General features: G+C 70.9%; 9 protein-coding genes. 4 read left to right on the top strand and 5 right to left on the bottom strand.

The window, feature by feature from the left end; translation table 11 throughout:
- Positions 1–207: 207 nt before the first annotated feature.
- The 5 genes from ACOKM3_RS35655 to ACOKM3_RS35635 all read right to left on the bottom strand — a co-directional run bounded on the left by ACOKM3_RS35655 (position 208) and on the right by ACOKM3_RS35635 (position 5827).
- A complete protein-coding gene (locus tag ACOKM3_RS35655) occupies positions 208–1095 on the bottom strand; it encodes a Gfo/Idh/MocA family protein (RefSeq protein ID WP_426905366.1) in 888 nt (295 codons plus the stop codon).
- A gap of 47 nt (positions 1096–1142) precedes the next feature.
- On the bottom strand, positions 1143–2375 hold the full coding sequence (locus ACOKM3_RS35650) for an ROK family protein (RefSeq protein ID WP_426905365.1): 1233 nt from the start codon (positions 2373–2375) through the stop codon (positions 1143–1145).
- 39 nt (positions 2376–2414) lie between these two features.
- A complete protein-coding gene (locus ACOKM3_RS35645; RefSeq protein ID WP_266719077.1) occupies positions 2415–3281 on the bottom strand; it encodes a carbohydrate ABC transporter permease in 867 nt (288 codons plus the stop codon).
- Positions 3282–3313: 32 nt separating this feature from the next.
- Entirely contained in the window at positions 3314–4336 is a 1023-nt protein-coding gene (locus tag ACOKM3_RS35640) for a carbohydrate ABC transporter permease (RefSeq protein ID WP_426905364.1), read from the bottom strand.
- 84 nt (positions 4337–4420) lie between these two features.
- Entirely contained in the window at positions 4421–5827 is a 1407-nt protein-coding gene (locus tag ACOKM3_RS35635; RefSeq protein ID WP_426905363.1) for an ABC transporter substrate-binding protein, read from the bottom strand.
- A gap of 130 nt (positions 5828–5957) precedes the next feature.
- On the opposite strand from ACOKM3_RS35635, the gene ACOKM3_RS35630 reads away from it, so the two are divergent.
- The 4 genes from ACOKM3_RS35630 to ACOKM3_RS35615 all read left to right on the top strand — a co-directional run bounded on the left by ACOKM3_RS35630 (position 5958) and on the right by ACOKM3_RS35615 (position 11145).
- Positions 5958–7004, top strand: coding sequence for a zinc-dependent alcohol dehydrogenase (locus ACOKM3_RS35630; protein WP_426905362.1), 1047 nt, complete (start codon positions 5958–5960; stop codon positions 7002–7004).
- Positions 7005–7106: 102 nt separating this feature from the next.
- Positions 7107–7907: a TIM barrel protein gene (locus tag ACOKM3_RS35625; RefSeq protein WP_426905361.1), complete on the top strand. Its 801-nt coding sequence runs from the start codon at positions 7107–7109 to the stop codon at positions 7905–7907.
- Positions 7904–9259, top strand: a complete 1356-nt coding sequence (locus tag ACOKM3_RS35620) for an MGH1-like glycoside hydrolase domain-containing protein (RefSeq protein ID WP_426905360.1) — start codon at positions 7904–7906, stop codon at positions 9257–9259. Before ACOKM3_RS35625 ends, ACOKM3_RS35620 begins: the two co-directional genes overlap by 4 nt.
- Complete coding sequence (locus tag ACOKM3_RS35615) at positions 9256–11145, top strand: amylo-alpha-1,6-glucosidase (protein WP_426905359.1); 1890 nt, start codon at positions 9256–9258, stop codon at positions 11143–11145. The genes ACOKM3_RS35620 and ACOKM3_RS35615 overlap by 4 nt, the downstream gene beginning before the upstream one ends.
- The last annotated feature ends 50 nt before the right edge of the window (positions 11146–11195 follow it).

Below are 11195 nucleotides of genomic sequence, written 5' to 3'. Positions count from 1 at the left end.
GAACGATGCCACTTGGTTTTGTGCGGGTCAATGGTTTCGCTGCGGCGGGGTTGAGGTCGCGGGGCGCTGCCCCGGGCCCCCTGCTCAATCGCCGCAGGGGCTCTAATTGGCTCGATCGGCGCGGGGGCTTGAAAGATTGGGGCGCTGCCCCATACCCCGCTCCTCAATCGCCGGAGGGGCTTTACTTGGCTCGATCGTCGCAGAGTGTCAGTCGGATGCCTGGGCAAGTAGACGTTGCAGGTGCAGGCCCCTGTGCGCGTTCAGTTCACTGGACCGTCCCAGCCGCACCGACTGCGCGAACTCGTGGCGGAGGATCGGCCAGCATTCCTCGTGGTTGATGGCTGCCGTGTCGTAGGTCAGCTCCGGGCCCGGGCCGAAGAGTTCGACTCGGGTCAGGGCGCGGTCACGCGCGACGCTGCCGGACAGGGATGCCTGGCTCACCGCGCCGTTCTCGTGTTCGCAGGTCAGTTCCAGCCAGCGGCGGGAGTCGCCCGTGGCGCGGATCGAGGCGATCGGGCCCACCGCCGCGTCGAGAAGGTCGAGGAGGTGGGGGCCCAGGTCGTAGAGGGCGCCGTGTTCCAGGCGCCAGGACGTGGCGAAGTCGCCGCCCAGGAAGGCTCCGTGGAGGTAGCAGGAGCGGGCGCCCGTCACCGACATGCCCTGCGCCTGTTCGATGAAGGCGCGCGTCGTCGGGTGGTAGCGCTTCGTCAGGACCAGCTGGGAGACCACGCCCGCTTCGTCGATGGCGTCCACCAGGCGCTGCGCCGATGCCAGGTCCAGGGCGAGGGGCTTCTCCAGGAGCAGTGCCTTGCCGGCCTTGGCCGCGCGCGGCGCCAACTCGGCCTGGACCTGGGGCGGTACGGCGAAGGCGACCGCCTCGCAGGTGTCGAGGAGTTCGTCGAAGCTGCCCGCCACCGCCGCGCCATAGGGTTCGGCCGTCGCGCGGGCCGCGTCCGCCCGGCGGGCCCAGACGGCGGTCAGCCGGGTCTCCGGGCCCGCGGCGAGCATGCGGGCGTGCATGGTGCGGGCCCAGGGCCCGGCGCCGACGAGTGCGATCCGGACGGGGTCGTGGGGCCATGCGGCGTTGTCTGTCACGGCGTTCCTTGTGGCGCTTGTGGCGCTTGTGGTGCTTGTGGTGCTTGTCATGCCTGTGCGTCGGCGGGTTCGGCGAAGGCGCGTAGGCGGGCGTCCGCGCGTTCGGGGGCGTAGAGGACGTCGACGACCATCGCCGCCGCGCCGATCAGGCCCGCGTGGTCGCCGAGCCGGGAGGTGACGACGTCGAGGTGGGCGGTGGTGCGCGGCATCGCCCGCTGGTAGAGGAGTTCGCGTACGCCGGTGAGGAAGGGGATGCCCGCCAGGTCGCCGGCGAGCATCAGGACGCCGGGGTTGAGGAGGGTGACGACCGTGACCAGGACCTCGCCTGCGCGCTGTCCCGCCGCGCGGGCGAGGCGGACCGCGTCGGGGTTCCCCTGTTCCAGGAGTGCCTTGACGTCGGCGCCGGAGGACACCTCCATGCCCAGGTTGGAGAGGTCCTTGGCCAGGGCGCGGCCGCTGGCCACCGCCGCCAGGCAGCCGTAGGACCCGCACATGCACAGGGCGTCGGGCTTGTCGTGGAGACGGATGTGGCCGATGTCGCCGGCGCCGCCGTCGATGCCGCGGAAGATCTCGTGGTTGACGACGACGCCCGCGCCGATGCCGGTGGAGACCTTGATGAGGACGAAGGCCGAGCAGTCGGGGTGGCCCGCTTGTTGTTCGGCCAGGGCCATCAGGTTGGCGTCGTTGTCGACGAAGACCGGGATCGGTCTGGCGCCCGTCGTGTCCTCCATCGAGGCGCCGACGTGCTGTGCGTACGCCTCCTGCATGCGTTCCCTGACCGGGAAGCGGTCCCAGCCCGGCATGATCGGCGGCTGGACGACCTGTCCCGTCTCCCAGTCCACGGGGCCCGGCACCGACAGGCCGATGCCGCAGACCCGCTCGGCCGGGGTACCGGAGGTGGCGAGCAGCTCCGGGAAGCAGCGGGCCAGCCCGTCGAGGACCCGGTCGGGGCCGTCGCCGATGTCGAGGTCGACGGTCCGCTCCGCGAGGACCGTGCCCCCGAGGTCGAGCACGGCCACGCGCGCGTACCGGGTCTCCAGGTCTACGGCCAGGACAGCGGCGTGGCCGGGGTCGAAGACGATGCGGTGGGAGGGCCGCCCGCCGGTGGACGTGCCGGTGTCCTGGCGGAGCCAGCCCGCCCGGTCGAGTTCGTCGAGGCGGAGGCCCACCGTGGAGCGGGACAGTCCGGTCGCGCGTTGCAGTTCGGCGCGGGTGTTGGCCTGGCCGCCGCGGATCAGCTGCAGCAGCCGGCCCGCGCTCGCCGGGCTTGGCGTGCTCATCGTCTTCTTCCCCCTGTTCACCTGGGTGGTTCCCCCTGGTCAGCTCTTGTCCGCGCCGGCGGTCAGGCCCTCGGTCAGCAGGCGTTCCGCGGCGAAGAACAGGATTACCACGGGGATCGTCAGGACCACGGACCCGGCCATGAGGACCGTCTTGGACACCTCGATGCCGTTGGACAGCTGGGCGAGGCCGAGCGACACCGTCCACTTGCCGGGGTCGGCGGCCAGGAAGAGGAGCGCGAAGAGGAATTCGTTCCACGCGATCATCAGCACGTACAGGCCGGTCGCCATGAGGGACGGCAGGGCCAGCGGGAGGATGACCTTGCGGACCGTCTGAAGGCGGCTGCAACCGTCGAGCGCCGCCGCCTCCTCGATCGAGTACGGGATGGTGACCAGGTAGTTCTTGAGCATGTAGATCGCGACCGGGACCGTCTGCGCCACGTAGACGATCGCCAGGCCCACGAGGCTGGACGACAGGCCGATCTTCGCGAACATCACGAACAGCGGCACCGCGAGCAGCGTCGACGGGAACATGTAGACCGCGAGGAACAGCGCGCTGACCTGCCGGTTGCCGAAGAATTTCAGGCGGCTGATGGCGTACGCGCCGGGGACGGCCGCGAGCAGGGTGAGGGCGACCGTGCCGAGGGACACCAGGGCGGAGTTCTTCAGGAGCTGGAGGAAGCCCTGGCCGCCGTCGTCGGTGGAGCGCAGCACCTCGGTGTACGTGTCGAGGGTGAACTGCTTGGCCGAGACCCACAGAGAGCCGGGGTCGAGCAGCAGTGCGTCGATCGGCTTCACCGACAGCAGCAGCATGTAGTAGAAGGGCACGATCGTGATCAGCGCGAGGAACGCGATGACCACCCAGCGTGCGACGCCGAAGAACCGCTCCTCGAACTGGGCGCGCGTCATGGCCGGCCTACCGGTACGCGTACTGGTACTGGTCACGACTCCTCCTGAACCTTGTTGCCGAAGAACTTGAAGTACAGGCCCAGCAGGACCATGAGCGCGACGGCCAGGACGAGGGCCTGGGCGGCAGCCGCGCCGACGTCGTAGCGCGAGGTCAGGAAGTCGTAGACGCGCACGGCCGCGACATCGGTGCCGGCTCCGCCGCCGGTCAGCAGGTACACGTCGTCGAACTTGTTGAACGTCATGATGAAACGCAGCACGCAGAGCAGCGCGATCACCGGCATCAGCTGCGGCAGCATGACGTGCCGGAAGCGCTGGGTGGGCGTCGCCCCGTCTACCTTCGCGGCTTCCTCCAGGCCGTCCGGGACCGCCTGGAGGCGGGCGAGGATGAAGAGGAAGGCGAACGGGAAGTAGCGCCAGCACTCGAAGGCGATCACCGTGAGCAGGGCGAGCGGGATGTCGAAGTGCAGGCCCAGGACGTGGACTTCGTACGCGCGCGTGGACAGGAACGCGATCGGGTCGTCCCAGCCGAAGAGCTTCTGGCCCCACTCGTTGACGATGCCGTACTGCGGGCTGAGCGCGACCTCCCACACGAACGCGACGGCGACGACCGGCGCCACGTACGGCAGCAGCATCGCGGCGCGCAGCAGGCCGCGCCCCCGGAAGGGCTTGCGCAGGGCGAGCGCGGCGATCAGGCCGAGGGCGACGGAGCCGAAGGTGGCGCCGACGGTGTAGAGGAGCGTGGTGCCGAGGCTGGACCAGAAGCCGGCGGAGTCGAAGACCTGCGAGAAGTTGCGCAGGCTCCAGTTGCCGAACAGACCCATGCCCTGGATGTCGACGAGCTTGGCGCGCTGGAAGGCGAGCAGCACCGTCCACAGGATGGGCAGCACCACGACGACGAGGACGACGAGGAAGGTGGGGCTGACGAAGGCGAGGCCCGCGCGGTTGGTGCGGCGGCTCGCGGTCATCGGCCTGCGGGGGCGGCGGCCGCCGGACGGTGCCGGGGATCCGTCCGGCGGGTTGGTGCGCTGCTTCGCACCGGTGGTGGCTGTAGTCATGGGGAGGCTTTCGACGAGAAGGTCACGAGGGAGGGCGAGGAAGGGCCGGGGCGGGCCGCTGCTTCAGGGACTACTGGCGGGCCGCTATTGCAGGGACTTCTTCAGGGCGGCCACCTCTTCCTCGGCCTCGCGCGAGGCCTCGCGGGGTGAGGTCTGGCCCGCGGTCATGGACCCGATGGCCTTCGGTACCGGCAGTTCGCCGTTGGTGGCGCCGACCAGTGCGCCCTCGCCCTGCTCGATGCCCCAGCGGCGCAAGTCGCCGATACCGGCGGCCAGTTGGTCGAGGACCTTCGGCGAGTAGACCTCGTCGAGGGGCTTGCGCTCGCCGACGCCGATCTTGCTGTGCCGCCAGGCGGCCATGTACTTCTCGGGCTCGGCGGCGGTGCCCCGGCGGACCGGGATCTTGCCCTCGGGGGCCTGCCCGAACCAGGACTCGTAGCCGCTGCCCATCATGTACTCGATGAACTCGCGGGAGGCGTCCGTCTCGGCCGTCTTGGTGGTGACCCAGGACGTGATCTCGCCGAACTGCGCGGCCTTGCTCGCCTTCGCGCCCTTGAGCGCGGTGACGATGCCGGTGTTGTCGGCGAGGAACTGCTTGTCCTTGCCGTCGCACTGCGGGCAGCTCGGCAGGGCGTCCTTGCGCAGGCCGGCCAGCTCGTCGAGGAGGAACGAGGACCAGATCATCATCGACGAGCGGCCCGAGAAGTAGGTGGCGCGCGTCGAGTCGACGGTCTGGGTGCCGGGGGCTCCGTACTCGCGCGCCAGCTGGTCGTAGGTGTGGAACGCCTTGACGCACTGCGGGGAGTCGAGAGTGACCTTGCCGTGGCCGTCGACGAGCTGGCAGTTGTTCGCGAGCGCGAGGCTCTCGAAGCTCTGCGAGGTGAAGACGTCCGAGGGGTCGGTGGCGGCGGAGACGCCGTCGTGCCCCTTGGTGGTGAGCTTCTTGGCGGCCGTGACGAGCTTGTTGTACGTGTCCGGCTTGCTCAGGCCCGCCTTGGCGAAGTCGTCCTTGCGGTAGACGAGGAGCTGGAGCCAGGCGTCGGAGGGGACACCGAGGCTGACGTTGCCGTCGCTGGTGAGCTTGAGGGCGTTCTTGTCGAACGTCCCGCGGCCCAGCTTCTTGACGATCTGCTGTGGTATGTCTGTGTTGAGCAGGCCGTTGCTGTACATCTGCCAGGTCTGGCCCATGGGGGCGGCGCCGATCACGTCGGGCAGATGGCCGGATGCCGCCGCGGACATGATGAGTTGGGGCATCTGCCCCTCGTCGACGCCGACGAGATGCACCTTGACGCCGGTCTTCTTCTCGAAGCCGTCGATGATCTTCTGCGTCGCCGCGACGCGGTCCGGGAGGTTCTCCTGGGACCACACGGTGATCTCACGGTCCGGTGTGCCCGGCCCTGTGCTGCTCGAGCAGCCGGTGAGCAGTCCTATGCCCAAGGCTGCCGTGGGGCCGACCGCGATCGCCTTCGACCGCCGCGTCCTGGTGCGCATTACCGTCCCCATCGCCGACTTACGTCTATCAAGCACGCATCTCAGCACTACTTTTGCCTGTTGACAAGACATAAGTTGCGGATATTGTCGACTCAACCAACAGGCACACCACCCTTTTTCGGAGCCGTCCGTGGAACGCGTCGTTCAATTCACAGGTCCCCGCCAGGTGGAGGTGGCCGAGCACGAGAGCCTGGAGCTGCCGCCGGGCCACCTGCGCGTCCACACCCGCTATTCGGGCATATCGGCCGGCACGGAGCTGACCGCCTACCGCGGCACGAACCCCTATCTGACCCGGACCTGGGACGCCGACGCCCGTCTCTTCCGCGACGACGAGGCCGGCATCTCGTACCCGGTCGTCGGCTGGGGCTACTCCGAGGTCGGCGAAGTCGCCGAGGTCTCCCCCGAGTTGGTCGGCACGCCGGGCATGCCCGAGGTCGGCGACCTCGTGTGGGGCATCTGGGGTCACCGCAGCGAGGGCATCGTCCCGGCCGAGCGCATGATCGGCCACACCCTCCCCGCGGGCCTCGAACCGCTGGCAGGGGCCTTCGCCCGGGTCGGCGCCATCGCGTACAACGCGGTCCTGGCCGGCGGCATCAACCTCGGCGAGGACGTCGCCGTGTTCGGCCAGGGCGTCATCGGCCTGATCGCCACCCGCCTCGCCCAGCTCAGCGGCGCCCGTGTCACCGCGGTCGACGCGATGGACGCCCGCCTGGAATCGGCGAAGAAGTACGGCGCCCACGCCACGCTCAACGCCCGCACGGACGCGGTCGCCGAGCGCATCCGCGAGGCCACCGGGGGCCGCGGCACCGACCTCGCCATCGAGATCAGCGGCGTCTACCCGGCGCTGCACCAGGCCGTGCGCTCGGTGACCGTCGGCGGCCGCGTCGTCGCCTCCGGCTTCTACCAGGGCGACGGCATGGGCCTGCGGCTCGGCGACGAGTTCCACCACAACCGCGTGGAGATCGTCTGCTCGCAGATCGGCGGCGTCCCGGCACAGCTGTCCGGCCGCTGGACCGTGGAGCGCCTCCAGCAGACGTTCCTGCGGCTCGTCGCCGAGGGGCAGGTGGACGTGGAGTCGCTGGTCAGCCATGTCGTCCCGGTCGCGGACGCGGCCGACGCCTACGTCCTGCTCGACGAGCGCCCGGCGGATGCCCTCCAGGTCGTCCTGGAATTCTGAGAAGTTTCGAGACGCCGGCCCGATCCACATGACAGGCCCCGGGGCCGAGACGCCCCATGGGCCTGAGACGGCCCGCAGGGCCTGAGAGGTACCGAGAAAGACATGCTGAAGATCGCTGCCCAGGAACAGCTGCTGCCCGGCGAGAGCCTCCAGGAGAAGTGGGAGTTCGCGCAGGGCGCCGGGTACGGGGCCATCGAGTTGCGCGCCAAGGGCGACCTGCACTTCGCCTCCCGGCTCCCGGAGTTGAAGCAGGCGCTCAAGGACGGCGTGGTCATGCCGACCGTGTGCGTCGAGATGCTGCACTTCTTCGGCGCCTTCGACGACGAGCTGCGCCGCGACGCGATCGTCCAGATGAAGTCGCAGCTGTCCGTCATCGCCGAGATCGGCGGGCTCGGCGCCCAGACCCCGGCCTCGTACGGGATGTTCTCGCGCCGCCTTCCCCCCTTCGAGCCGCCGCGCTCCGAGGAGCGGGACCGCGAGATCCTGCTCGAAGGACTCACCGAGCTGGGCGAGCACGCCTCCGCCGAGGGCGTCACGCTCTACCTCGAACCGCTCAACCGGTACGAGGACCACATGGTCAACCGCCTTGAGCAGGCAGCCGAGTTGATCCGGGAGGTGGGCCTGGACTCGGTGCGGATCGGCATCGACAGCTACCACATGAACATCGAAGAGACCGACCCCGCGCAGGCGATCCTCACCCACGCCCCCTACATCGGGCACGCCCAGGTGTCGGACTCCAACCGCTTCCAGCCGGGCGCCGGACACCTCGACTGGCAGGCGTGGCTCGGCGCCCTGCACACCGCCGGGTACGAGGGGTACCTCGCGGCCGAGTGCCGGCTGACCGGTGACCCGGTCGAGGCGGTCCGGTCCGTGCCCGCGTTCCTCAAGGGGTCCGGCGCGTGACCGCTCTTCTCGACGAGCCCGCCCGCACCGCCGCCGCGGACCTGACCCTGCGGCGCGGTGCGGGCCGGGTCCTCCTCGACAACTGGGTGGGCACGAGCACCGTGCCGTCCCGAACTCTGTATCCGCACCAGTGGAGTTGGGACTCCGCGTTCATCGCGATCGGGCTTCGGCACCTGTCCGCGCGCCGGGCGCAGCGCGAGCTGGAGTCGCTGCTCGGGGCGCAGTGGGGCGACGGGCGCGTCCCGCACATCGTGTTCAACTCGGCGGTGCCGAACGGGGCGTACTTCCCGAGCCCCGACTTCTGGCGCTCGTCCACGGCGGGCGCCGGGGTGGGCGCGCCGGTCTCGCCCGAGACGTCGGGCATCGTCCAGCCGCCCGTGCACGCGCTGGCCGCCTGGCTCGTGCACCGGGCCGATCCGGCCGAGTCGCGGCGTCGCGGCTTCCTGGACCGGGTGTATCCACGCCTCGTGGCCTGGCACCGCTACCTCCTCGACCGGCGCGACCTGGGCGGCGGGGGCCTCGCGGCGATCGTGCACCCGTGGGAGCCCGGCATGGACAACAGCCCTTGCTGGGACGCCCCGTTGGCCCGCGTCGCCCCGGCGGATCCGGGCAGCTACCGGCGAGCCGACCTCGACCACGGTCACCCGGCGGACCGCCCGACCGACCTCGACTACGGCCGCTATGTGCGGCTCGCCGTCGACTACCGCGACGCGGGGTACGACGACCGTGCGGCCGAGCACCCGTTCCGGCTCGAAGACCCGTGCATGAACGCCCTGTTGATCGCGAGCGAGCTGGCGCTCGCCGAGATCGCGGGCCGCGTGGGCGGCGACGCAGCTGCCCACGAGGCGGGGGCCGCGAAGCTCACCGACGCGCTCGTGACACGTCTGTGGGACGACGAAGCCGGCCTGTTCCGGGCCCGCGACCTGGTCGACGACACCTTCGTGCCGGCGCGCAGTGTGGCTGGGCTCGTTCCGCTGCTCGCGCCCGGTCTGCCCGATGAGGTGGTGGACCGTCTGGTGGCGACGCTGGACGGCCCGGCCTTCCACGCCGACTCCACGGCTCTCGTGCCGAGTTACGACCTGACGGGCCCGGCCTTCGACCCGACCCGGTACTGGCGGGGGCCCGCCTGGTTCAACACCGCGTGGCTCATCGAGCGCGGCCTGCGCACCCACGGCCGGCACCACCACGCCGACCGGATCCGCGCCGCGCTCCTCGACACGGCGGGCGCGTCCGGGTTCGCGGAGTACGTCGACCCGACGACGGGTGCGGCGCGCGGCGCCCGCTCGTTCTCCTGGACGGCCGCGCTCGCCCTCGACCTGCTGAACTCCGACTCCAAGGAGGCAGCCCGATGAGCGGCGCCACCCACCGCTCCCAACTCGTGCGCGACGCCACGTTCGCGCACGTCGATCCGGACGGCGGTGTCACCGGTACGCGGGGTGCCACGCCGGACGGGTTGTTCGTGCGCGACGCCCGGCATCTGAGCCGCTGGCAGCTCGCCGTCGACGGCACCGCGCCCGTCGTGCTCTCCCCCGTCGGGTCGGCCGGGGAGTGCGTACTCACTCCGGAAGGCACCCGCGACGCGCCGCCCGCGTACACCGTGTTTCGCCACCAGGCCGTAGCGGCAGGCGAGTTCACGGACAGCCTGCAGCTGGTCAGCAACAGTCCCGACCCGCTCGTCGCCGAGGTCGTCATCACGGCGGACGCCGACTTCGCCGACACCTTCGAGCTGCGCGCGGACGAGCGCAGCTACCCCAAGCCCGGTGCGGAGCGCACGGCTCACCGTACGGACACGGGCGTCGAGTTCGACTACCGCAGGGCCGACTGGCACTCCCGCACCGTCGTGTCCGCCACTCCCGCGCCGGACTCCGTGCGCGGCGACGGGCCGTACGAGCTGGTGTGGCGCCTCGCCCTGGCGCCGCACGGCCGGGCCGAGCTGCGGCTGAACGCGTCGGCGCATCCGCACGGCGGACCGCAGCTCGCGGCGGACCGGGTGCGCGGCGGTGCGGCCGAACTCATCGACGTATCCGACGACTTGGACAGGGCCTGCGCTCAAGGCCTCACGGATCTTGACCTGTTGACGATCTCCGCTCCGGGCGTGGACGGCGAGGCCGTCAGCATCCCGGCGGCCGGTGTGCCGTGGTTCCTCACCCTGTTCGGCCGGGACTCGCTGCTCACCTCGTACTTCATGCTCCCCTACCGGCCCGCCCTCGCGGCCGGCACGCTCAGCGCGCTCGCCGCCACGCAGGGCCGGGAGTACGACGCGTTCCGCGGCGAGCAGCCCGGCCGGATCGTGCACGAGACGCGGCGCGGCGAACTCGCCCACTTCGGGCAGGTGCCGTACGGGCGTTACTACGGGACGATCGACGCGACGCCGCTGTTCCTGGTGCTCCTGCACGCCCACTACGAGGCGACGAAGGACCCGGCGCTCGCCGCCCGTCTGCAGACGCACGCGCGCTCCGCCGTCGACTGGATGCTCGGCGACGGCGGTCTGCGCGAGCACGGCTACCTCGTGTACGAGCCGGATCCGAACGGCCTCGTCAACCAGAACTGGAAGGACTCCGCGGGCGCCATCTGCTTCAAGGACGGCACCCAGGCGGAAGGCCCCATCGCCGTGTCCGAGGCGCAGGGTTACGCGTACGACGCGCTGCGCCGCACGGCCCGTGTCGCCGCGCAGGTGTGGCAGGACGCCGCGTACGCACAGGAGTTGGACGGTCTCGCGGATGAACTGCGCGAGCGCTTCGCCCACGACTTCTGGCTGGACGGCGACGACTTCCCGGCGCTCGCCCTCGACGGGCAGGGCCACCAGGTCGACGCGCTCGCCTCGGACGCCGGGCATCTGCTGTGGTCCGGCATCCTCGACGAGGACCGCGCGCGACGCGTCGGCGAGCGGCTGCTCGCCCCGGACTTCTTCTCCGGCTGGGCGATCCGCACGCTCGCCGCGGACCAGCGTCCCTACCACCCGCTGTCGTACCACCGCGGCAGCGCCTGGCCGCACGACAACGCCGTCATCGCGCTCGGTCTCGCCCGCTACGGGCTCGGCGACGAGCTGCGCCGGATGGCGTCCGGCCTGATCGACGCGGCGGCCGGGCACGGACACCGGCTGCCCGAGGTGCTCGGCGGCTACGCGCGCTCCAACGCCGCCCGCCCGGTCCCCTACCCGCACTCCTGCTCCCCGCAGGCGTGGGCGGCCGCGACGCCGTGGGCGCTGCGCACGGCCCTTACCTCGGTGGGAGGTTGACGCCCTACCACGACGAGTGGTCGACGGCGGCCGGTTGAGATGAGGTGCCG

It is taken from the genome of Streptomyces nidicola (assembly GCF_050106155.1).
Lineage (GTDB): Bacteria > Actinomycetota > Actinomycetes > Streptomycetales > Streptomycetaceae > Streptomyces.
Note: the sequence above shows the minus strand (reverse complement) of the source record. Positions and strands in the feature narration are given on the sequence as shown.

What these genes read in the sequence shown, in the direction of transcription:
- ACOKM3_RS35635 (WP_426905363.1), bottom strand. Translation starts at nt 5,827, where the DNA reads ATGCGCACCAGGACGCGGCGGTCGAAGGCGATCGCGGTCGGCCCCACG.
- ACOKM3_RS35645 (WP_266719077.1), bottom strand. Translation starts at nt 3,281, where the DNA reads ATGACGCGCGCCCAGTTCGAGGAGCGGTTCTTCGGCGTCGCACGCTGG.
- ACOKM3_RS35650 (WP_426905365.1), bottom strand. Translation starts at nt 2,375, where the DNA reads ATGAGCACGCCAAGCCCGGCGAGCGCGGGCCGGCTGCTGCAGCTGATC.
- ACOKM3_RS35625 (WP_426905361.1), top strand. Translation starts at nt 7,107, where the DNA reads ATGCTGAAGATCGCTGCCCAGGAACAGCTGCTGCCCGGCGAGAGCCTC.
- ACOKM3_RS35615 (WP_426905359.1), top strand. Translation starts at nt 9,256, where the DNA reads ATGAGCGGCGCCACCCACCGCTCCCAACTCGTGCGCGACGCCACGTTC.
- ACOKM3_RS35640 (WP_426905364.1), bottom strand. Translation starts at nt 4,336, where the DNA reads ATGACTACAGCCACCACCGGTGCGAAGCAGCGCACCAACCCGCCGGAC.